The organism is Halorubrum sp. T3 (assembly GCF_000296615.1).
Lineage (GTDB): Archaea > Halobacteriota > Halobacteria > Halobacteriales > Haloferacaceae > Halorubrum > Halorubrum ruber.
On sequence record NZ_JH815330.1, the window covers coordinates 395,800 to 417,887 of the forward strand.

General features: G+C 67.0%; 21 protein-coding genes. 11 read left to right on the forward strand and 10 right to left on the reverse strand.

Annotated features, from left to right (window positions below; genetic code table 11):
- Window positions 1–246 (reverse strand): hypothetical protein, encoded by a 246-nt coding sequence (locus B378_RS0111005; protein ID WP_017343837.1) that lies wholly within the window; start codon window positions 244–246, stop codon window positions 1–3.
- A 96-nt stretch (window positions 247–342) separates the two neighbouring features.
- Entirely contained in the window at window positions 343–522 is a 180-nt protein-coding gene (locus B378_RS0111010) for a hypothetical protein (protein WP_017343838.1), read from the reverse strand.
- A gap of 94 nt (window positions 523–616) precedes the next feature.
- Between B378_RS0111010 and eif1A the strand changes: the two genes are divergently transcribed.
- Window positions 617–907, forward strand: a complete 291-nt coding sequence (gene eif1A, locus B378_RS0111015; protein ID WP_017343839.1) for a translation initiation factor eIF-1A — start codon at window positions 617–619, stop codon at window positions 905–907.
- A 47-nt stretch (window positions 908–954) separates the two neighbouring features.
- On the opposite strand, the gene B378_RS17335 is transcribed toward eif1A, so the two are convergent.
- Window positions 955–1,392, reverse strand: a complete 438-nt coding sequence (locus tag B378_RS17335; RefSeq protein ID WP_237738335.1) for a hypothetical protein — start codon at window positions 1,390–1,392, stop codon at window positions 955–957.
- 281 nt (window positions 1,393–1,673) lie between these two features.
- On the opposite strand from B378_RS17335, the gene B378_RS0111020 reads away from it, so the two are divergent.
- A complete protein-coding gene (locus B378_RS0111020) occupies window positions 1,674–2,585 on the forward strand; it encodes a RimK family alpha-L-glutamate ligase (RefSeq protein ID WP_017343840.1) in 912 nt (303 codons plus the stop codon).
- Window positions 2,586–2,600: 15 nt separating this feature from the next.
- Here the strand turns inward: B378_RS0111020 and B378_RS0111025 are convergent, their stop codons facing one another.
- Complete coding sequence (locus tag B378_RS0111025; protein WP_004597365.1) at window positions 2,601–2,981, reverse strand: Hsp20/alpha crystallin family protein; 381 nt, start codon at window positions 2,979–2,981, stop codon at window positions 2,601–2,603.
- A 248-nt stretch (window positions 2,982–3,229) separates the two neighbouring features.
- Between B378_RS0111025 and gap the strand changes: the two genes are divergently transcribed.
- From gap to B378_RS0111040, 3 genes are all read left to right on the forward strand, one after another.
- Window positions 3,230–4,282 carry a type I glyceraldehyde-3-phosphate dehydrogenase gene (gene gap / locus B378_RS0111030; RefSeq protein WP_017343841.1) on the forward strand — a complete coding sequence of 351 codons (1,053 nt, stop codon included), beginning with the start codon at window positions 3,230–3,232 and terminating at the stop codon, window positions 4,280–4,282.
- A gap of 96 nt (window positions 4,283–4,378) precedes the next feature.
- Window positions 4,379–5,602: a phosphoglycerate kinase gene (locus tag B378_RS0111035; RefSeq protein ID WP_017343842.1), complete on the forward strand. Its 1,224-nt coding sequence runs from the start codon at window positions 4,379–4,381 to the stop codon at window positions 5,600–5,602.
- Window positions 5,603–5,807: 205 nt separating this feature from the next.
- On the forward strand, window positions 5,808–7,088 hold the full coding sequence (locus B378_RS0111040) for an RNA-guided endonuclease TnpB family protein (RefSeq protein ID WP_017343843.1): 1,281 nt from the start codon (window positions 5,808–5,810) through the stop codon (window positions 7,086–7,088).
- A 66-nt stretch (window positions 7,089–7,154) separates the two neighbouring features.
- Here B378_RS0111040 and lrp read toward each other — a convergent pair whose 3' ends face one another.
- On the reverse strand, window positions 7,155–7,613 hold the full coding sequence (lrp, locus tag B378_RS0111045) for an HTH-type transcriptional regulator Lrp (RefSeq protein WP_017343844.1): 459 nt from the start codon (window positions 7,611–7,613) through the stop codon (window positions 7,155–7,157).
- Between the two features lie 126 nt (window positions 7,614–7,739).
- Between lrp and glnA the strand changes: the two genes are divergently transcribed.
- Window positions 7,740–9,107, forward strand: coding sequence for a type I glutamate--ammonia ligase (glnA, locus tag B378_RS0111050; protein ID WP_017343845.1), 1,368 nt, complete (start codon window positions 7,740–7,742; stop codon window positions 9,105–9,107).
- 688 nt (window positions 9,108–9,795) lie between these two features.
- Here the strand turns inward: glnA and B378_RS0111055 are convergent.
- Window positions 9,796–12,957 (reverse strand): adenosylcobalamin-dependent ribonucleoside-diphosphate reductase, encoded by a 3,162-nt coding sequence (locus tag B378_RS0111055; protein WP_017343846.1) that lies wholly within the window; start codon window positions 12,955–12,957, stop codon window positions 9,796–9,798.
- Window positions 12,958–13,381: 424 nt separating this feature from the next.
- Between B378_RS0111055 and B378_RS0111060 the strand changes: the two genes are divergently transcribed.
- Window positions 13,382–13,624, forward strand: coding sequence for a hypothetical protein (locus B378_RS0111060; RefSeq protein WP_017343847.1), 243 nt, complete (start codon window positions 13,382–13,384; stop codon window positions 13,622–13,624).
- A 42-nt stretch (window positions 13,625–13,666) separates the two neighbouring features.
- Here B378_RS0111060 and B378_RS0111065 read toward each other — a convergent pair whose 3' ends face one another.
- Window positions 13,667–15,934, reverse strand: a complete 2,268-nt coding sequence (locus tag B378_RS0111065; protein WP_017343848.1) for a CDC48 family AAA ATPase — start codon at window positions 15,932–15,934, stop codon at window positions 13,667–13,669.
- The gene (locus B378_RS0111070; protein ID WP_017343849.1) at window positions 15,931–16,182 is read right to left on the reverse strand and encodes an Hsp20/alpha crystallin family protein; all 252 of its coding nucleotides are present in this window, start codon (window positions 16,180–16,182) and stop codon (window positions 15,931–15,933) included. The genes B378_RS0111065 and B378_RS0111070 overlap by 4 nt, the downstream gene beginning before the upstream one ends.
- Before the next feature lie 249 nt (window positions 16,183–16,431).
- Here B378_RS0111070 and B378_RS0111075 point away from each other — a divergent pair, with 249 nt between their 5' ends.
- The 4 genes from B378_RS0111075 to B378_RS0111090 all read left to right on the forward strand — a co-directional run bounded on the left by B378_RS0111075 (window position 16,432) and on the right by B378_RS0111090 (window position 20,171).
- A complete protein-coding gene (locus B378_RS0111075; protein ID WP_017343850.1) occupies window positions 16,432–17,202 on the forward strand; it encodes an alpha/beta fold hydrolase in 771 nt (256 codons plus the stop codon).
- Between the two features lie 91 nt (window positions 17,203–17,293).
- A complete protein-coding gene (locus B378_RS0111080; protein ID WP_017343851.1) occupies window positions 17,294–17,989 on the forward strand; it encodes a DUF2391 family protein in 696 nt (231 codons plus the stop codon).
- A 130-nt stretch (window positions 17,990–18,119) separates the two neighbouring features.
- On the forward strand, window positions 18,120–18,494 hold the full coding sequence (locus B378_RS0111085) for an Hsp20/alpha crystallin family protein (RefSeq protein ID WP_004597325.1): 375 nt from the start codon (window positions 18,120–18,122) through the stop codon (window positions 18,492–18,494).
- Between the two features lie 3 nt (window positions 18,495–18,497).
- Window positions 18,498–20,171, forward strand: a complete 1,674-nt coding sequence (locus B378_RS0111090) for an AarF/ABC1/UbiB kinase family protein (protein ID WP_017343852.1) — start codon at window positions 18,498–18,500, stop codon at window positions 20,169–20,171.
- Between the two features lie 9 nt (window positions 20,172–20,180).
- Here B378_RS0111090 and B378_RS0111095 read toward each other — a convergent pair whose 3' ends face one another.
- Window positions 20,181–21,329, reverse strand: a complete 1,149-nt coding sequence (locus tag B378_RS0111095) for a site-2 protease family protein (RefSeq protein WP_017343853.1) — start codon at window positions 21,327–21,329, stop codon at window positions 20,181–20,183.
- A gap of 203 nt (window positions 21,330–21,532) precedes the next feature.
- Window positions 21,533–21,793, reverse strand: coding sequence for a hypothetical protein (locus B378_RS0111100; RefSeq protein WP_004597322.1), 261 nt, complete (start codon window positions 21,791–21,793; stop codon window positions 21,533–21,535).
- Window positions 21,794–22,088: the final 295 nt, after the last annotated feature.

The window sequence follows — 22,088 nt, forward strand, 5'->3', positions numbered from 1 at the left end:
CTACTCGCCGCTCGCGAGCCGACGCAGCCGCGGGAGCGCCTGCTCGTAGCCGAGCGCGACGACGCCGACGTACAGCGCGAGCAGCCCCATCCCGACGGCCCAGGCGCCGAGAACGAGCTCACCGCCCGAGACCGCCGAGAGCCCGAAGCGTTCGAGGACGACGCCGACCGCGGCGGCCGCGCCGGCACCGAGGGTGACGGCGAGGAGTTCGACGAGTTCGACCGCGACGGCAGGTACTTCGACCATACCCGAGGGGGACGGCCGGTGATTATGAGTCTTTCGAGAGAACGGTGAACGCCGAGCGGGCGTCGACGACGGCCGAGGCGCTCGGGTCGCGTGCGGTCACTTCAGCCCGAACGAGCGCATGGCGGTGTCGACGAGCCCCTTCGCGATCAGGGCGAGGCCGGCGATGAGGAGCAGTACGGCGCCGGCGATGACGGGATCGCGGACGGCGATGATGCCGACCGCGACGAAGACGACGAGAACCCCGGCGATGCCTTCGAGACCCAGAGTGTCGCGCATGTCGTCGGGTGGTTCTCGGTCGTGCTTAAAAGGAGATGATTTCGCAACGGAGAGCGGCCCTTTTATTTCCGGGAGCGCGTATCACCGCGTACGCATGAGCAACGGAGACGGAGACGGTCGGAATGACCTCCGGATGCCCGACGACGACGAGGTGTTCGCGGAGGTCGTCGAGATGCTCGGCGCGAACCGCGTCAAGGTGCGCTGTGCGGACGGGAAACAGCGAACCGCACGCATCCCCGGCCGGATGCAAAAGCGGGTGTGGATCCGCGAAGACGACATCGTCCTCGTCGAGCCGTGGGACTGGCAGGACGAAAAGGCCGACATCTCGTGGCGCTACGAGAAGAGCGAGGCGGAACAGCTCCGCGAGGAAGGCCACTTACAGTGAGTCAGCGAGCGCGGATCGGCAGTTAACACCGCCGGATCCTCAGCCGATCATTTATAAATAGCTGAGCCCAGAACGACATCGGACGCCTCCAAAGCCCCAGCCGCTCGCTTATAAATAACCGATCGTGGATTGGCGGCGAACGCCTCCAAAGCCCCAGCCGCTCGCTTATAAATAACCGATCGTGGATCGGCGGCGAACTCCTCCAAAGCCCCAGCCGCTCGCTTATAAATAACCGATCGTGGATCGGCGGCGAACTCCTCCAAAGCCCCAGCCGCTCGCTTATAAATAACCGATCGTGGATCGGCGGCGAACTCCTCCAAAGCCCCAGCCGCTCGCTTATAAATAACCGATCGTGGATCGGCGGCGAACTCCTCCAAAGCCCCAGCCGCTCGCTTATAAATAACCGATCGTGGATCGGCGGCGAACTCCTCCAAAGCCCCAGCCGCGAGGCCGCAGTACGCTCGTTGTGCTCCTCGGTCGCTCACTACGTTCGCTCCCTGCGGTGCTTACGTCGCCTACTGCGGCCTCGCGGCTGCCCCTTTGAGTCCCGCCCCGCACGGCACCGCCCCGCACCTCACACCTCCCCAGCCTCGTCGCTGGCACCCTCCGCTTCGCTCCGGGAGCCAGCGACTCCCTCGCGCGTGCTCCTCGCGACCGCCGAAGGCGGCCGCTCGCAGGCACGCGCCACCGCGTTTCGCAACGCGTTCGTATCGCCGCCACGCACCGTTCGCGCGGTTTTTAAGTCCGAACGGCGCCCAGTAATGCTATGCTCCGGCTCGCGATGACCACCGACGCGGAGACGTTCGAGCGCGTGCGCGAGCCGCTCGCGGACCGCGGCATCGAGGTCAGCCACGTCCGGGCGAAAGAGCGGGCGCTCCGGGTGTCGGGCGGGGAGTCGGACGCGGGCGACGCGGGCGACGTCGCGGCCGACCCCGAGGAGTTCGCGGGGTTCGACGTCGGCCTCGTCTACCCCACCCGCCTGATGGAGGGCGCGGTCGTCGACGAGCGCCTCGGCGTCCCGTGGGTGAACGGCCGCGACGCGGTCGTCGCCTCGCGCAACAAGGCGGGCGTGCTGGCGCGGCTGTCGGCCGCCGGGCTCCCGACGCCGAAGACGACGCTCGTGTCGAACCCCGTCGACGAGTCGGTCGTCGTCGACGCCGTAGACGGGTTCTCCTACCCGGTCGTCGTGAAGCCGAACTCCGCGACCCGCGGGGTGGGCGTCGCGACCGCAACCGACCTCGACTCCCTCTTGGGCGTCGTCGACTACCTGAACCTGATTCACGACTACCGCGCCACCGGCGACAAGTCGTTCCTGATTCAGGAGTACCTGCCGGACGCGCGCGACTACCGCGCGATGGTCGTCGACGGCGCGTCCGCGGGGGCGGTGGAGCGCGTCCTCGACGACGACGCGCTCGCGGCGGGGCGGTGGAAGCACAACGTCCACCGCGGCGCGACGGCCGAGGGGATCGCCCTCGACCCCGAGGCGCGCGACCTCGCGGAGCGCGCGGCCGAGACGCTCGGGATCGACTACCTCGGCGTCGACCTGCTCGCGACGGACGACCGGCTCGTCGTCAACGAGACGAACGCGCGGCCGACGGTCGACGCCGCGACGAAGTACGCGGACGACTTCTACGACCGGTTCGCGGCGCTGATCCGGCGGACGGCAGAAACAGCTTAAAAACGGGCGACCGCTTCAGACGAGATCGATCGACGCGCTGTCGTCGTCGCGGTCGAACGAGACCTCGAGGACGCCGTTGTTGAACGTCGCGTCCGCGGAGTGTTCGTCGACGGGCGCGGGGAGCTCGACCGTCTCGTCGTACTCGCGCCGGTCGGAGACGGCCGAGATGGTGAGCGCGTCGCCGTCGCAGCGCAGCGAGAGGTCGTCCTTCGAGACGGCGGGGAGGTCGGCGACGAGACGCACCGACTCCTCGGTGGTGTACGCGTCGACGTGGGTGTCGGAGCCGAACCCCGCGTCGTCGGCCGACGGGGCGTCGCCGCTGGCCATCTCGTTCATCATCCGCTCGATCTCCTCGAAGAAGTCTCCGAACGGATCGTCGCGGTCGTCTCTGTCCATATCTCCCGTGAAGTCGGTGACCCCGATAAGCCTTCTGTCGGTCGCCGTTTCGGCCGCTATCCGCTCCGCGCCGAGGGGGCGACGAGCGACGTCGAGCGGGCGCGAGCGACGTCAAGCGGTGGCGAGCGACGCGAGCCGACCGAGAGCGACGATGATCGTCGACACCAACCGTAACAAATTCGAACGATTATGACGGTCTCGGAGCGACTGAGCCGGATTTAAATAGTTGGGCCGCGGCTTTTTCGAGCATGAGTAAATCGTATCTGGACGCGGGCGAGGACGTGAGCGACGACGAGGTCGTGCGGGTGGGGCTCAACGGCTTCGGTCGCATCGGGCGCAACGTGTTCCGCGCGGTGTTAGAGAGCCCGCGGATCGAGCTCGCCGGGATCAACGACGTGATGGACTTCGACGACATGGGGTACCTCGCGAAGTACGACACCGTCATGGGCCGGCTCGACGACGTCGAGCGCGACGGCGACGAGCTGACGATCGGCGGCACGTCGGTCCCGCTGTTCAACGTCCAGGACCCCGCCGACCTCCCGTGGGACGAGCTCGACGTCGACGTCGCCTTGGAGTGTACGGGCATCTTCCGCACCCGCGACGACGCGAGCGCGCACCTCGACGGCGGCGCCGACACCGTGATCATCTCGGCGCCCCCGAAGGGCGACAAGCCGGTCAAACAGCTCGTCTACGGCGTCAACCACGACGAGTACGAGGGCGACGACGTGGTCTCGAACGCCTCCTGCACCACGAACTCCATCACGCCGGTCGCGAAGGTACTGGACGACGAGTTCGGCATCGACGCCGGCACCCTCACCACCGTCCACGCGTACACCGGCTCGCAGGCCCTCATCGACGGCCCGATGAGCAAGCGCCGCCGCGGCCGCGCGGCCGCCGAGAACATCGTCCCCACCTCGACCGGCGCCGCGGGCGCCGCCCAGGAGGTCCTCCCGCAGCTCGAAGGGAAGATCGACGGGATGGCGATGCGCGTCCCGGTCCCGACCGGCTCGCTCACCGAGTTCGTCGTCAGCCTCGACGAGACGGTCACCGCGGACGAGGTCAACGCCGCCTTCCGCGACGCCGCGGACTCCGGCCCGCTCGCGGGCGTCCTCGGCTACACCGACGACGAGGTCGTCTCCTCGGACATCGTCGGCCTCCCCTTCTCCAGCTACGTCGACCTCCAGTCGACGAACGTCATCGCGGGCGGGAAGCTGCTGAAGATCCTCACCTGGTACGACAACGAATACGGCTTCTCGAACCGGATGCTCGACATGGCCGCGTACGTTCACGACGAGGCCTGAACGCGAGACCGCTGGCGACGACCAGCCCCGACACCCGGGCGGCAACGCTCCCCCGGAGGACAACCGCTTAACTATCTCATCGACGACCACTCACCCATGCCCACCTTCGACACCATCGACGACCTCCCGGCAGACAAACGCGTCCTCGTTCGGCTCGACCTCAACTCCCCGATCGAGGACGGCGAACCGCAGGACAACCGCCGGTTCGAGCGCCACGCGGAGACGGTCCGCGAGCTGGCCGACGCCGGCCACCGCGTCGTGCTCATGGCCCACCAGGGTCGCCCCGGCCGCGACGACTTCACCTCGCTCGCCGGCCACGCGGAGATCCTCGCCGACCACGTCGGCCGCGACGTGGGGTTCGTTGCCGACACGTACGGCGACGAGGCGCTGGCGGCGATCGACGCGCTCGCCGCGGGCGAGATCCTCCTCTTGGAGAACACCCGGATGTGCGAGGACGAGCTCCCCGAGGCGTCGCCCGAGGAGAAGGCGGAGACGGCGTTCGTCGAGACCTTGGCCCCCCACTTCGACGCGTACGTCAACGACGCCTACTCGGCGGCGCATCGGAAGCACGCCTCGCTGGTCGGCTTCCCGCTCGCGCTCCCCGCGTACGCGGGCCGCGTGATGGAGACGGAGTACGAGGCGAACACCGCCATCGCGACCCGCGAGTTCGACGGCCCCGTCACGATGGTCGTCGGCGGAACGAAGGCGACCGACGTGATCGGCGTGATGGACGCCTTAGACGAGACGGTCGACCGCTTCCTCCTCGGCGGCGTCGCGGGCGAGCTCTTCCTCCGCGCCGCGGGCCACCCGGTCGGACACGATGTCGGCGAGATGGACCTGTTCGACGAGCAGTGGAAGAAGAATCAGGAGCTGATCGAGTCGGTTCTCGACGAGCGGGGCGACGCGATCCGCCTCGCGAGCGACCTCGCGTACGAGGGCGACGACGGCGAGCGAGCCGAGGTCGCCGTCGGCGACATCGACGAGAAGGCGACGGGCTACCTCGACGTGGGCGCCGCGACGGTCGCGGACTACGAGCCCGCGATCCGCGAGTCCGACGCCGTCTTCGTGAAGGGCGCGCTCGGCGTCTTCGAGGACGAGCGGTTCGCCGACGGCACCGTCGGCGTCCTCGAAGCCATCGCCGAGACCGACTGCTTCTCGGTCGTCGGCGGCGGCGACACCTCGCGGGCGATCGAGATGTACGGCCTCAGCGAGGAGGACTTCTCGCACGTCTCCATCGCGGGCGGGGCGTACATCCGGGCGTTGACGGGCGAGCCGCTCCCGGCGGTGGAGGTGCTGGAGGCGGCGGCGAAGCGGCAGTAGAAGGGCGGAATCGATCTCAGAGCGGGGCGGGCGTTCGATTCGATCCGGGCGATCGGGTTACGGAGAATCGAGGAGAAAGCCTCGCGCTTTAGCGCGGGGATGAATCCGACACTACCCTTCACAGTCCGCCGTTCGATGGCACGGCTGGATATTCCACGCTGAGCAAATACACAGCTTCAAGTAAGTTTGTCTACATAGGTTACGTATGGCGAAACAGGTCGTTACCCGCACCTACACCGCTTCCATACGGAACCAGTCGCGGGTACAAGACGACCTTGATTCGCTCGGGTTCGCAGCCAGTAAGCTCTGGAACGTCGGACGGTGGACGTGTAGTCGGATCTGGGATGAAATCGATCACATCCCGAACCACAACGAACTCACCACGTACCTCAAAACCCACGAACGCTATGATGACCTGCATTCGCAGTCAAGTCAGCGAGTCCTTCAAGAACTCGCTGAGGCGTTCAACGGCTGGTACGGCAAACGACGTAACGGAGACACGAGAGCGAACCCGCCCGGCTACCGTAAACACGGCGACGAACACCCGCGTTCCACAGTCACGTTCAAAGCCGCTGGCTTCAAACTCGACACCCAGTACAACCGCGTCCGACTCTCAAAAGGATCGAACCTGAAAGAGTACTGGTCGGATTTTGTCCTGTGTAAGTACCAAACTCGCCCCGACGTTGACCTCTCCGCCGTGGAGAACGTCCAACAAGCCAAGATTGTGTGGACGGGCGACGAATGGGAACTACACTTCGTCTGTAAGGTCGAGATCGACGTGGATGAAGCCCCCGGTGAGAAGACGGTGGGTGTTGATCTCGGTATTAACAACTTTGCCGCGCTCGCGTATGAAGACGGTCACAGCGAGCTGTACCCGCTGAACTGCTTGAAACAGGACGACTACTACTTCAGCAAGCGAATTGCTCGGTGTGACGACTCGAATTCCGATCAGGCCACCCGGCTGAACCAGAAGAAGTCGGCCCGCCGCACCTACTACTTCCACACCCTCTCGAAACATATTGTCCAGCGGTGTGTTGACGAGGAAGTTGGAACTATCGTGGTGGGAGATCTCTCCGGCATCCGTGAGGATGAGGAGAACGCCGAGTCAAAGGACTGGGGCATGCACGGGAATCTTGATCTGCACTCGTGGGCATTCGACCGTTTCACAGACCTTCTCGAATACAAAGCCGAAATGGAAGGTGTCACGGTTGAACAAGTGTCTGAGCGGGATACCTCGAAGTCGTGTTCGTGCTGTGGCCGGAAGTGTGACGCGAACCGTGTTGAACGTGGACTGTATGTCTGCGATGAGTGCGGGACAGTGGCGAACGCGGACGTGAACGGTGCTGAGAACATTCGGCAGAAAGTATCTCCAAGTCCCGCCACGGATGGCGGTGATAGGAGTAACGGCTGGTTGGCACAGCCATCGACGTTCTTGTTTGACAAGGAAACTGGTGCGTTTGTACCTCAAGAACAGGTCACGTCGTAAACCACAATATCCCAACCCAGCGGTGCGGTGCCGTGGGAATCCTCGCGCTTCAGCGCGGGGAGGATGTCAATCCTTGACGTCGAGGTCGAACTGCTCGTTTTCCGTGACCGCGTTGAGGACGACGCTCGTGTTCGACTCGCGGATGTCCGCGTCCGTGAGGATCGATTTGATCTGGTCGTTCATCCCGTCCGTGTCGGTGAACTTCCCGATGGCGATCACGTCGTAGTCGCCGGTGACCTCGTAGACGCTCACCATCTGTTTCTCTTGGCGCAGCTTCTCGGTGACGTCCGGCAGCGCGCTCCCCTCCACTTTGAGCTGGAGCACGGCCGTCACGTCGTAGCCGAGCTTGTCGTAGTCGACGACGGGGGTGTACCCCCGGATCACGCCCTCCTCTTCGAGGTCGCGGAGGTGGTTCGAGACGGTCGTCACCGAGACGTCGAGCTCGTCGCCCAGGCTTCGGAGGCTCGCGCGGCCGTTGCTGAGCAGCGAGTTGATAAGCTTCGCGTCGAGGTTTTCGTACGTCATCACACCCAACCACGCTTTCGGGGGTTTAGAATTTTACGAACGTCCAGCAGTTTTGCCTGTCCGGCGGTTCATGCGCCAAGCGATAAGGCCTTTATACTGGCAGATAAGGAATGAAGCGTCCAGAACATGACGGACGAACACGCGAAACCGGACGGCGGCCTCACGGCCGAGGAACAGGCGGTACTCGACGAGATCGAGGAAGAGAACGTCGACTTCCTGCGGCTCCAGTTCACCGACATTCTCGGCGTCGTGAAGAACGTCTCCGTCCCCGCCCATCAGGCGGAGAAGGCGTTCACCGAGGGTATCTACTTCGACGGCTCCTCCATCGAGGGGTTCGTGCGCATCCAGGAGTCGGACATGCGGCTCGTCCCCGACCCCGACACGTTCGCGGTGCTCCCGTGGCGCAGCGGCGAGGACGGCTCCGCGGCCGCGCGCCTCATCTGTGACATCGTCGACACCGACGGCGAACCGTTCGTCGGCGGGCCGCGCCAGGTGTTGAAGAGCGTCCTCGAAGAGGCCGAGGAGATGGGGTACTCCGTCTCGATCGGTCCCGAGCCCGAATTCTTCCTCTTCAAGACCGACGACGAGGGGAACGCGACGACGACTCCCCACGACAACGGCGGCTACTTCGACCTCGCCCCGAAGGACCTCGCGTCCGACGTGCGCAAGGAGATCATCTTCACCTTAGAGGAGATGGGCTTCGAGATCGAGGCCTCCCACCACGAGGTCGCCGAGGGCCAACACGAGATCAACTTCAAGTACGACGACGCGCTCACCACCGCGGACAACATCGCGACGTTCCGCGCCGTCGTCCGCGCGGTCGCCGCGCAACACGACCTCCACGCGACGTTCATGCCCAAGCCCATCGCCGACATCAACGGCTCGGGCATGCACAGCCACATCTCGCTGTTCGACGAGGACGGCAACGCGTTCGCCGACGACTCGGACGAGTTCAACCTCAGCGAGACGGCCTACGAGTTCATGGGCGGCATCCTGAACCACGCGCCCGCGTTCACGGCCGTGACGAACCCGACCGTGAACTCCTACAAGCGCCTGGTGCCCGGCTACGAGGCGCCCATCTACGTCGCGTGGTCCGACACGAACCGCTCGGCGCTCGTCCGCGTGCCGGACGCCGCGGGCGTCTCCGCGCGCTTCGAGGTCCGCAGCCCCGACCCGTCCTGTAACCCCTACCTCGGCATGGCGTCGCTCATCGCCGCCGGCCTCGACGGGATCAAGACCGGCGCCGACCCCGGCGACCCGGTCCGCGAGGACATCTACGAGTTCGACGACGCGAAGCGTCAGGAGTACGGCATCGAGACGCTCCCGCCGAACCTCGGCAAGGCCGTCGAGGAGTTAGAGGAAGACGAGGTGCTGCAGGAGGCGCTCGGCCCCCACACCTCCGAGAAGTTCGCCGAGGCGAAGTCCCAGGAGTTCAGCGAGTACCTCACCCAGGTGTCGCAGTGGGAGGAGGACCGCTACCTGGAGACCTTCTGAGGCGACCGCGCGGCCCGACGTTTCGATTTCTTTCGGTCTTCTATCGTGCCGTCCGGTTTCGCCCTGTTGCGCGTTTTTCGAGTGAGAGCGCTTCGTCTCCCAGAGAGCGTGTGAACTCGCGACCGATCGATTGCGGGAGTGCGTGTAATACGTCGTGAGTGAAACCATTTATAAATCAGAGTGCGGTGTTGCTGTCGGCTTTTTATAAGCGATCGACGCTGCTGGGATGGCGATCTTCAAAGCCCCAGTCGCGACGGCTCGCGCGCCTTGCTGCGCTCCTCGCTCGGTCGCTGTTGCTCCCTCGCTGCGGTGCTTGCTGCGGCGTGCTTCGCCCTCGCGACTGCCCCTTTGAGTCCCACCCCACACCGCTCAGCACCGCAACCTCACACCTCCCCAGCCTCGCGGTTCGCGCTCTCCGAGCGCTCACCGCGTCCAGCGAGAATCGAAGATTCTCTGGCAGCCGGCGCGTAGCGCCGGCGACCTCGCGGGCTGGCTCGCGGCCGCCGATGGCGGCCGCTCGCAGGCGCGCCACCGCCTGCCATTTATAAACGACCGTCGTCGCCGCTGGCGACTATTTAAATACCGAATCGCTGCTACCGATCTGTGATACTCACTCCCGGTATCGATCGCGTTCGTACGAACTGCGAAAAATCGCGCCGCAAGCGCTTTTACCGTCAGTTCGGTCCGTCTAACACTCCGACCAGCCGCACGACTCGCACGTCTTGCAGCCCTCGGAGTAGTAGAGGTTCATGCCGCCGCACTCGGGGCACTCGGGCGACTCGCCCGCCGCGATGAGCTCCTGGGTCGAGTCGTCGGCGCCGGCGGCGTCGTCTTCCGCTGCCGGGCCGGGGGCGTCCGCGCTCGGGGCGTCGGTCGCCGTGCCGGCGTCGACCGCGCCGCCGTCGGTCTGGCTCGGGGGGCTCGCGCCCGCCGCGGACTCCTCGACGTCGTCGAGGCTCTGCTGTTGGGGAATCCCCTTGTCGACGTCGTCGTCGAGGTAGCGCCGGAGCGCGGTGCCGATGGCGTCCGGGATCGACTGGATCTGCTCGCCTTTGTCCCAGGCGACCTTCGGGCTCCGGGTGCCCTGGAGCTCGTCGACGATCTCCTCGGGGTCGACGCCCGAGCGGAGCGCCGTCGAGATGACCTTCGCGAGCGCCTCCGTGAAGGAGTTGGTGTAGCCGCCGGAGTGGCCGATGTTCGCGAACAGCTCGAACGGCAGCCCGTTCTCGTCCTCGTTGATGGTGACGTACAGCTTGCCGTAGCCCGTCTCGACGCGCTGGGTGACCCCGTTCAGGGAGTCGGGGCGCGGGCTGCGCTCGCTGTAGTCGATCCGGGGCTGCTCCGTCGTTTCGAGCAGGTCCGAGATCTCCGCGTCGATCGCGGCCTGAACGTCCTCGTTGTCGAGGAACGCGTCGACACCGCCGAACACCTCGTTGATCTGTTCGACGATCGTCTCGGCGGCCTCGCTCTCGTCGGCGAACTCCGCGTTCTGCGCGCGCGTCGTGAGCACCTGCTTCGAGCGGGTGCCGTCGCGGTAGTAGGTGACGCCCTTCCCGCCGTTCTCGTAGATGTACTCGAAGACCTCCTTGGCGTCGCCCAGCGTGGAGTCGTTGGGCGCGTTCACGGTCTTCGAGATGGCGGAGTCGACGCCCTTCTGACAGGCGACCTGGACGCCGGCGTGGTCCTTCGCGGAGAGGTCGCCGGTGACGACGAACAGCTCACCGATCGCGTCCGGAACGGTGTCGAGCCCCTCGACGCCGTCGAACTCGTTGGTCGCCATCTGCTCTTGGGCCTCCTCCTTGACGGCGTCGACGTCGACGTCGTTGGCCTCCAAGGTACGCAGGAAGTAGTCGTCGAACTCGACGAGCATCTCGTCGCCCTGAACGTCGTCGGAGACGTTCTTGTAGTAGGCGACGTTGTAGATGGGCTCACAGCCCCCGGTCGTGTTGCCGATCATCGACGTCGTGCCCGTGGGGGCGATCGTCGTCGTGTTGTGGTTGCGGATCGGGAAGCCGTCCGCCCACTCGTCGGCGTCGAGCCCGGTGTAGTGCTCGAACCAGTCGCGGTGTTCGGTCGGGTTCGCGTACTTCGAGTCCGCCCAGTCGTTGAAGGTGCCGCGCTCCTCGGCGAGCTCGTGGGAGGCGAGCTTCGACTGGTGGTTGATGTGGGTCATCAGTTGCCGGGCGATCTCGTTGCCCGACTCGGAGCCGTAGCGGACGCCGAGCTGGACGTACAGCTGCGCGAGCCCCATGATCCCGAGCCCGATCTTCCGCATGTCGCGGACCTTCTCTTCGATCTCGTCGACCGGGAAGTCGGACATCGTGACGACGTTCTCGAGGAAGCGGGTGCCGTACGCGATCCGCTCTTCGAACTCCTCGAAGTCGATCGCCTCCTCGAGGAACGCCTCGACCGCGGCGGCCTCGGAGTCGTACTCGTCGGCGTGCTCGTCGGACCAGACGCGCCAGTCGGGGGCGTCGAGGTCCGCGAGCGTCGAGAGGTTGATGTGGCCGAGGTTACAGGCCTCGTACTCCTCCAACGGCTGCTCACCGCAGGGATTTGTTGCGAGGATTCTGTGGCTTGGATTTTCCTCCACATCGAAGGAATGTTCTTTGTTGATCCGTTCGAGGTAGACGACGCCCGGCTCCCCGTTCTCGTGGGCGCCCTCGATCATGTGGTCCCAGATCTCGGCCGCGGGGACGGAGAGCTCCTCGCCCACCTCGACGTGGTCGCCGAGGCCGAACATGTCGTAGAGCTCCTTCGTCTCCGGGGTGGCGACGTGGGGCTCCTCGGTGCGGGGGTTGGTGAAGGTGAACTCCTCGTCGTTCTCCAACGCATCCATGAAGTCGTCCGTGACGCCGACGCTGATGTTGAAGTTCGAGAGGTGGCCCTCCACCGCGTTCCGGAGGTGTTCCGGCACCTTCCCGTCCTCGTCGATGAGCTCGCGGGCCTCCTCCAAGGCGTCCGCGAAAGAGTTGTGCGTGAAGTCGTCGGGGTCGTTCAGGCGTAGCGAGTGGGCTAAGGAGACGTCCTTGTTCTTCGCGTGGATGAACTGGATGACGTCCGGGTGCGAGATGCGCATGACGCCCATCTGGGCGCCGCGGCGCGCGCCGCCCTGCGCGATCGTCTCGCACATCTGGTCGAACGTCCGCATGAACGTGATCGGCCCGGAAGCGATGCCGCCGGTGGAGCCGACGGAGTCGCCGTAGGGGCGGAGCTTCCAGAACGCGTACCCCATGCCGCCGCCGGACTGGAACACCTCGGCCGCCTCCTTGGCGGTCTGGTGGATGTCGGTGATGTCGTCGCCCGGCGAGTCGACGAAGCAGGCGGAGAGCTGTTGGAGCTCGTCGCCCGCGTTCATCAGGGTGGGGGAGTTCGGCATGAAGGAGAGCGACTCCATCCCCTGCTGGAACGTCTCGGCGGTCGCCTCGACGTGGTCGCGCACGCTCTCGGGAAGCTCGGGAACGACGGTCTCGTACGCGAACTTGTTGACGTTGTGGGCGGTGAGCGTCGTCTCCGCGTCGTCCTGCGCGGTCGTGCCCGCGCCGAAGACCTCCTCGGCGAGCTCGTCGCGCCGGGGGTGGTCGGGCTTCAGCTGGTCGGGCGTGACCGTGACCTCGACGCCCTGCTTTTCGGCCTCGAAGACGGCCTCCGCGAGCGCGACGTTGCGCGCGACGCGGTCGAACAGCTCCTCCTGATCTTCGTCCGGCTCGCCGTCCGCGTTCTTCCGGAGGTAGCGCGCAGGCAGGATGTTGTGGTAGGCGTTGCCCGTGAGGCGCTCCTCCATGGTGTCGCCCGTGGTTCGTTTGATCGGCAGTTCGACTCCGTCGGCGGAGACGCCGTCGCTGCTCATTCGGCGGCCACCCCGCTGGTTTGGCGTGGGATATGGATCATCTGTAGTGTTGGTGTACTGGCGAGGCGGGCCCTTGTAGGTTCGGATGTTCGGACCCGCCCGGCATCTACGTGTCCGATTCGGTATGTAACGTCGGTCAGGCGCGTCTGACGCTGAATCCGGTACGTCGGTACAAAAAGGGCTCCGGACACATAAGCGTAGGTAGACCGGAGTGAAACTGATCTCCAACCGGCCAAACCGCTGTACGAGAGCGGTCTCCCACCGGAACAGAAGGGGGGTTGCTGGGCGGTGATTCCTCCGTCGATATCCGGCGCTGGCCTCCCCGCGCTCGTCGCCTCGCCGCGTGCGCGTCCGGACTCCGCGCAGTTCTTGCCGCGGATATATCAAAATTCGATAACTGGATCCGCCCTCGTCCCACAAGCTTATGCCCGGCGTCGCCGTGGGGCCGGACATGACCGCATCATCGCTCGCGCTCGCGGGGCTCGTCGCGCCGGCACAGGCCGCGCTGCTCGGCAGTCAGGTCGGCCAGCTGCTGGTCGCCCTCGTCGCCGTCGCGCTGATCATCGTCGTCGGCAAGTTCGTGCTGAAGCTCGCGTGGCGGCTCGTCACGATCGGCATCGTCGTCGTCGCCGCGTTCTACTTGCTGTCGGCGATCGGACTGATCTAAGGACTGATCGAAAAAACGCGGCCGCGAAGCCGGGAGTGCGCCTTACTGGAACGCCGCGCCCGGTTCGGCCTCGTCGCGGTTGACCTCCGACCGCTGGAACTGCTTTTCTATCTCCTCGTAGCGCTCGCGCGTTTCGGGGGTGACGCTGGGGTTCACCTCGTTCAGCGCGTCCTCGAAGTGCGCCATCGTCACGCGGACGTTGCCGACGGACTCGCCGACCTCCTCCCGCGTGACGCTGCCGATGAACTCACGGGAGGCGTTCATCGACGCCTCGCGGGCGACCGCCTCGATGTCGGCGCCCACGTAGCCCTCGGTCTTGCGGGCCAGCGCGTCGAGGTCGACGTCGTCGGCCAGCGGCTTGTTCCGCGTGTGGACCTCGAAGATCCGGCGGCGGGCCGTCTCGTCGGGGACGGGCACGTGGACGTGCCGGTCTAAGCGGCCGGGACGCAGCAGCGCCGAGTCGATGAGGTCCGGGCGGTTCGTCGTCGCGATGACGACCACGTCCTCCAGCGATTCGAGCCCGTCGAGCTCCGTCAGCAGCTGGGAGACGACGCGCTCGCCGACGCCGGAGTCGCCGGAGTTCTTCCCGCGCTCGGTCGCGATCGAGTCGATCTCGTCGAAGAACACGATCGTCGGCGCGTTCTCGCGGGCCTTGCTGAACACCTCGCGGACGCCCTTCTCGGACTCGCCCACGTACTTGTTCAGCAGCTCGGGCCCCTTGATCGAGATGAAGTTCGACTCGCTCTCGTTGGCGACGGCCTTCGCGAGCAGGGTCTTCCCCGTGCCCGGCGGGCCGTACATCAGGACGCCCTTCGCGGCCTGCATGTCGAGCTCCTCGAACACCTCGGGGTACTCTAAGGGCCACTGGATCGTCTCGCGGAGCCGCTCTTTGGTGCCCTCGAGGCCGCCCACGTCGTCCCAGGTGACGTCGGGGACCTCCACGAACACCTCCCGCAGCGCGGAGGGTTCGATCCCCTTGATCGCCTCCTTGAAGTCCGCCTCGGTCACCTGAATGCTGTTCAGCACGTCGGCGTCGATCTCGTCGCTTTCGAGGTCGATCTCGGGGCGAATGCGGCGCAGCGCGTGCATCGCGGACTCCTTCGCCAGCGACTCGAGGTCGGCCCCGACGAAGCCGTGGGTGTTCTCGGCGTACTCGTCGAGGTCGACCCCGTCGGTCAGCGGCATGTTCCGCGTGTGGACCTGCAGGATCTCCTTGCGGCCGTCGCGGTCGGGGACGCCGACCTCGATCTCGCGGTCGAAGCGGCCGCCCCGTCGGAGCGCCTGGTCGATTGCGTCGACGCGGTTCGTCGCCCCGATGACGACGACCTCGCCGCGCTCCTCGAGCCCGTCCATCAGCGAGAGGAGCTGGGCCACGACGCGGCGCTCCACGTCGCCGCCGGCCTCCTCGCGCTTGGGCGCGATGGAGTCCAGCTCGTCCATGAAGATGATCGACGGCGACTCCTCGGCCGCCTCCTCGAACACCTCGCGGAGCTGCTCTTCGCTCTCGCCATAGTACTTCGACATGATCTCCGGGCCGGAGATCGTGTGGAAGTTCGCGTCGATCTCGTTGGCGACCGCCTTCGCGATCAGCGTCTTCCCCGTGCCCGGCGGGCCGTGGAGCAGGACGCCCTTCGGCGGGTCGATGCCGAGGCGCTTGAACAGCTCCGGGTGCCGCATCGGGAGCTCGATCATCTCGCGGACCTGCTCGAGCTCGTCGTCGAGCCCGCCGATGTCCTCATAGGTGACGTCGGGCCCCTCGCCGGTGCCGCCCGGGGCGTCGCCGCGGTCGGCGATCTCCTCGGCGGAGATCTCGGAGATGCTGATCTCCGTCTCGTCGGTGATGACGACCGTGCCGCTCGGGCTCGTCTCGGCGATCTTCATCGGGACGGCCTGCGACTGACCGCCCATCAGCCCGAAGCCGAGGGAGGTTCGGATCGTCTGTCCCTCGGTCACGGGCTGGCCGGAGAGCTTGTCGCGGATGAACGGGGCGATCTGGCCCCGCACCCGCAGCTGGCTCGGGAAGGCGATCGTCACCGCGTCTGCGCGGGAGACGTCGACGTCCTCGACGGTCACGCGGTCGTCGATCCCCACGTCGGCCTCCTGCCGGAGGCGGCCGTCGATGCGGATCACGCCGGTGCCGTCGTCCTCGGGGTAGCCGGGCCAGACCCGGGCGATCGCGGCCCCGTCGGCGCCCTCGACGCGGACGATGTCCCCGCCGGAGAGCCCGAGCTCGTCGGCCGCGACGCGGTCGATCGCCGCGAGGCGGCGGCCGGCGTCCTTCTGTTTCAGCGGCTTGACGGTGAGCTTCATCGCTCGCCCTCCACGGTGAGCACGCCGTTGTTCACGGCCGCGTCCGCGGCCGTTCCGGGCAGCTCGAACTCCGATTCGACCGGCCCGTCCGGTCCCTCCACGACAACGATCGCCGTCTCGCCGACGGTGTCGACGGTGACGGTCTCGTCGTCGACGCCGAGATCGGCGGCGACGACCCACTCGTCGTCGTACTCGTACCGACGCAGCAGCGCGCCGTCGCCGGTCGATCGGGTCTGTATGTGATTCATCCTAACTACGAGTTAGTCGCGTAGCTATTTAAACTTGACGCTCAAAATCGCACGACGTGAGTGTTTCTCTGTTCTATCGGTAGTGTAGCGGTTCGGATCCCATTGCCCCCGATCGGTCGCCGTCCGGCGGTCGGCGCCGCGTCGTGTCTCCCGTTCGGATCGCGGGCCCGTCTCCCGTTCGAGGCGACGTAAGTAGCGTGGCGTCCGACCCCTCGGGCGTTTATACCGCTCGGCGCCGAACCGCCGGCCATGGAACGGGTCACCCACGACGGCCGGGCGACGGCGTCCCGCCGCTTCGACCGCGGCGGCGACGGGCCGACGGTCTGTTTCGTCCACGGCAGCGGCGGCACGAAGGACGTCTGGAAGTCGCAGGCGCGCATCGCCGACCGGTTCCCCGGCGTCGCCGTCGACCTCTCCGGGCACGGCGACAGCGACGACGTCTCGACGCCCGCGGGCCGCGAGACGCTCGACGCGTACGCCGACGACGTCGTCGCGGTCGCGGAGGCGACGGACGCGACCGTCCTCTGCGGGAACTCGCTCGGCGGCGCGGTCGCGCTGTGGATCGCCTTAGAGCGCGACCTCGCGCTCGACGGCCTCGTCCTCGCGGGCACGGGCGCGAAGCTCGCGGTGGCCGAGCCCCTCCGCGACGCGCTCGCCGGCGACTTCGACCGGGCGGTCTCGCTGCTCCACGAGCCGGACCGGCTGTTCCACGACGCGCCCGCCGAGTACGTCGAGCTCTCGGAGGCGGCGATGCGCGCGTGCGGCCGGGAAGTCACCGAACGCGACTTCCTGACGTGCCACCGCTTCGACGTCCGGGACCGCCTCGACGCGGTCGACGTCCCGGCGCTCGCGCTCGTCGGCGCGCACGACGGGCTCACGCCGCCGGCGTACCACGAGTACCTCGCCGAGGAGATCCCGGACGGGGAGTGGACCGAGCTCCCGGACGCCGCGCACCTCGCGATGCTCGAACGGCCGGCCGCGTTCAACGAGGCGCTTTCCGGGTTCCTCGACCGACTGTAGGGCGTCGACCGCGGCGACCGGCCCCGAAGCCGGTCGAGCCGCGGCGACCGCGCAGGTACCCTTTTAGGTCGCTCGCGCGTCGCGGGGGCACATGGTCGACAGCGACGAACGAGACGCGGACGCGGGTCGGACCGGCGACTCGGAGGAGCGGGCCGCCGCGGCGAACGCGCCCGGCAACCCCGACATCGAGGACCTGCTCGCGAAGCTCGACGCCTTGAGCGACACCGTCGACGAGGACCACGAGCGCGAGAAGGTCAGACAGACCATCTCGCTCGTCGAGCGGATGCCCGGGACCGGCGCGCTCGCCGAGCGGATCACCAAGTACACCTCCCGGGACTTGGCCGAGTCGTTCGTCGGGGCGGTGCTGTTCGCGCTCCCGCTGCTCGTCGAGGGCGGCGTCTTCGAGATAGCCGCCTGGTTCGCCGCGACGACCGTCGCCGGCGTCCCGGTCCTGTTGATCGGCCACGTCGGGTTCATCTTCATCGCGACCGCCGGGCTCCTCTACTTTGCCGACTTCCGGCAGATCACGATCCGACACCCGATCTTCGGGCTCATCCCCCGCCGGTACGCCGGGGTCCTCCTCGTATCGCTGGTCACGTCGTCGACCATGCTGCTGTTCTGGGGCCGGCTCCACGAGGGGGACCCGACCGCGCTCGAACGGGTCGGTCGGATCGCGGTCGTCTGGGCCGCGGCCGCGTTCGGCGCGGGACTGGGTGACATCCTCCCGGGCGAGTCGCAGGGCGAGGACCTCGGGAAGTTCGACCTCGACATCGGCGACGACGACTGAGCCGCGGCCGGCGACCGCGAACGGCAAGCCGACTCGACGTCCGCCCGCGACCGCGTTTGCCCGCCTCGGTTCCCGCGAGCGGACCCCGTTTTTCCACAGCTTTTTCGCTGCGGCGACCCTACCTGTGTCCATGTCAGCGCTACGCGACGCGCTCCGGGACCTCCCGGACGCGGTGTTTGCGGACCTACTCGAGTCGGACGAGGGGTACGTCCTCGTCGTCGACCTCCCGGGCGCGACCGCCGAGACCACCGAGGTGCTCGTCGAAGACGGGCGCATCGACATCGAGGGGCGCCGCGAGAAGGCCGTCCCCGAGGGGTTCGAGTACGTCCGCGAGGACCGCCCGCTGTTCCTCGACGCGGAGCTCCCCCTCCCGAGCGACGCCGACGGCGCGGGCGCAGACGCCGAGATCGACCGCGGCGTCCTCGAGATCTCGCTGCCGAAGCGGGAGCGCGAGGTCTCCCGGACCATCCCCGTCGACGACGCGGACGACGAGGGCGACGCCTGACGGGTGGTCACGCTGGTCAACCTTCGCGCCTACTGGCGGTTCGTCGTCGTCCTGCGGCAGTTCTCGCCGCTCATCGTCGCGTACTGGCGTGACAGCCGCCGCTACTTCCTGTTCGGCGGGAGCCGCGAGGTCGACGCCGAGACGCAGCGCGAGCGCGCGGCGGTACTGCTCGACATCCTGCTCACCCTCGGCCCGACGTTCATCAAGCTCGGGCAGATCCTCTCGACACGCCCGGACATCCTCCCGCCGGCGTACATCGAGGTGCTGGAGGGGCTCCAAGACGACGTGCCCCCCGCGCCGTGGGAGGAGTCGAAGGTCGTCCTCGAAGACGAGTTCGGGCCGGTCGACGACACGTTCGACGACTTCGACCGCGACCCGATAAGCGGCGCGAGCCTCGGACAGGTGTACACCGCGGAGTACGAGGGGAACCCGGTTGCGGTGAAGGTGCGCCGCCCGGGAATCGAATCGCTCGTCGAGGCCGACCTCCGGACGATCCGCTGGTCGATCCCCCTCGTCAAGCGGTTCACCGGGGCGGGCCGGTCGTTCTCCTTAGAGAACCTCGCCGACGAGTTCGCCAAGACGATCCGCGAGGAGATGGACTACGAGCGCGAGCGGACGATGCTCGAGGAGATCCGCGGCAACTTCGGCGACGAGGACCGGATCCGGATCCCGGAGACGTACGAGTCCGTCTCCGGCCCGCGCGTACTCACGATGGAGTACGTCCCGGGCACGAAGATCAGCGACATCGACGCGCTCGACGAGGCGGGACACGACCGGACGCAGATCGCGGAGACGCTCCAGGAGGTGTACCTCCAGATGATAATCGAGGACGGCGTGTTCCACGCCGACCCCCACCCGGGGAACCTCGCGGTCGCGGACGACGGCGCCGTGATCTTCTACGACTTCGGGATGGCGGGCCGGGTCGACCCGTTCGTCCAGGAGAAGATCGTCGAGTTCTACGTCGCGGTCGCGCGGCAGGACATCGACGCCATCCTCGACACGCTGATCTCGATGGGGACGCTCTCGCCGGAGGCTGACCGCGAGGTGATGGGAAACGTGATGGAGCTGGCCATCGCGGACGCCAGCGGCGAGGACATCGAGCAGTACCAGGTGAACCAGATCATCGAGCAGGTGGAGTCGACCATCTACGAGTTCCCGCTGCGGCTCCCGCCGAACCTCGCCTTGGTCCTCCGCGTCGCTACCGTCGTCGAGGGGGTCTGTGTCACCTTGGACCCCGAGTTCGACTTCATCTCGACGGCGACCGACTACCTCCGCGAGGAGGGGTACTACGAGCAGACCGCCCGGGATCTCGCCGAGGACGCCGGCCGGCAGGTACAAAAGACCACCGAGGCGCTGTTCACCGTCCCGCCGAAGGCCGACGAGTTCCTCGACCGCGCCAACCGCGACGACCTCACCGTCAACGTCGTGTTGGAGGACGACACGAACGTCTTAGAGAAGCTGGCGATGCGGATCGCCTACTCCGTGCTGCTCGCCGTCGGCGTCCTCTCGGCGACGATCCTCTACTCGTTCGCGGACAACTGGCGGCTCGCGCTCGTCGTCCTCGCGTTGGCCGCGCCGCTCGCGATCGCCCTGTACCGGTCGTTCCGGAAGAAGCGCGGGCTCCGGACCACGCCCCAGTTCACCAGGCAGGGGATGAAGAACCAGCGCGACGACTGAGTCGCGGCGTCACGCGCCGACGACCTGAATCGGCACGAGGAGGAAACAGAGCGCGCCGACGGCGAACGTGGCGAGGCCGACCGCGAGCCGCGGGAGCCCCACACCCTCCTCGTCGGTCGGGTCGGCCGGGCCGTTGAACGCGATCACCGTCGCGAACACGCCCCAGAACGCCCACAGCCCGACGGACTCGTTCAGCCCGAGCCCCCGCCAGAAGTGGAGGTACGCGGCGATCCCGAACAGCGCGCCAGGGACGAGCGCCGCCACCGTCTCCTGTCGCGGCCCGAGCATCGCCCGGACCATGTGACCGCCGTCCAGCTGGCCGACCGGGAGGAGGTTCAGGAGGGTGAAGAACATCCCGACCCAGCCGCCGATCACCACCGGGTGGGCGGTGAGCCGCGGGTCGCCGTAGCTCGTCGGCTGCCCGAGGACGCCGGCGATGAGGTCTAAGAGTGGCGGGTTGTTGAACCGGATCACCGAGCTCGACGAGCTCGCGAGCTCCGCGGGCACCCCAATCGGGTCTAAGGAGAGGCCGACGGCAGTCACGACGACCGTCGCGACCAACCCCGCGATCGGGCCGGCGGCGCCGATGTCGAAGAGGACCTTCCGCGAGGGCATCCGCCCCCGGATCCGGATCACCGCGCCGAGCGTGCCGAACGGGAAGATGAAGGGGATGACGTACGGGAGCGAGACGGGGACGCCGTGGTAGCGCCCGGCGGCGTAGTGGCCGAGCTCGTGGGTCATCAGAACGCCGAGGACGGCGGCGGTGAACGGCCACGCCTGAAGCAGCGAGAGGGGGTTCGACTGGATCTCCGCGAGCGGAACGTAGTACCAGCCGTACGCGCCGACGAACAGCGTCGACAGTATCGTGGCCGCGAACATGGCGACGTTCACCCACGGGATCCCGTCGCGGCCGCGGTCGAACGGCGTCGCGACGACGACGTGGCCGTCGTCGACGACCTCGACGTCGACCTCGTAGCCCGCCTCTCGGAAGTGCGGGGTCAGCTTTCGCAGCAGCGTCCGCTCCGGGACGTACGACTCGCCGCGGTATCGCACGCGGCCGTCCTCGCGGCGGACCTCGTCGATCCGGAAGAACGTCCGGAGGGGCTCCGGACGCGGCGCGCCGTCGCCGGCCGCCGCCGCGTCCTCGTGTTCTGGCATCGCCTCGTCGTAACTGGTCGGCGAGTATAAACCCCGCGTCGGCGGGTGAGCGAACCGGAAACGGGGGGACCGGTCGTCCGCTCGGTTCATGAAGCGGACGCGTGCGCGGTCAGAAAGCGCGAGCCGGGGACCGAACCGCGGGCGTCAGTGCGGTGCTGCGCGTCGGGGGCGGTGCTACGGGCGTCGGTCGGCGGAGCGGGACGTCAGGCGGGCTCGACGCGCCAGGTCGTCGCGCCCGTGTACGACCACTTCTCGACGGTGAGCTCCGTCGCGGAATCGCGGAGCTTCACCATCAGGGCGCCGATCTCCTTCGGCGAGAGGTCGACGTCCTCGGAGATGAACTTCCCTTTGAAGTACATCTCGCCGTCCTGCGCGCGGTCGAGCAGGTACTGCTTCAGCCGCTCTTCCTTGCTGCGGTCGTCGTTCGCGCTCGCGTTCGTGGAGGGGTTCGCTGTCGCGCTCATGGTACACCCCACGCTTGCCGCCGGAGGGTGTTATAAAGGCAACACCGTTGGGCGACGTTCAGGGGGTTTCAGGGCGTTTCACCGAACTCGACGGGCTAAAACGTGTCTGACGGACTCTTTACAACGGTTCCAAAGCGGCGCAGACGTTTTATAATCCGTTTTACGCTCGTTTCTCTCGATAACTACTCGGGGAACGAGCCACTCGTCGCCGCCGCGTTCGCCCGACAACTACCGGCAAAATGGGCCGCGTAACACCGTCTCGGAGCGACCGCGCGCCCCTCGCGCGGCCCGCTCA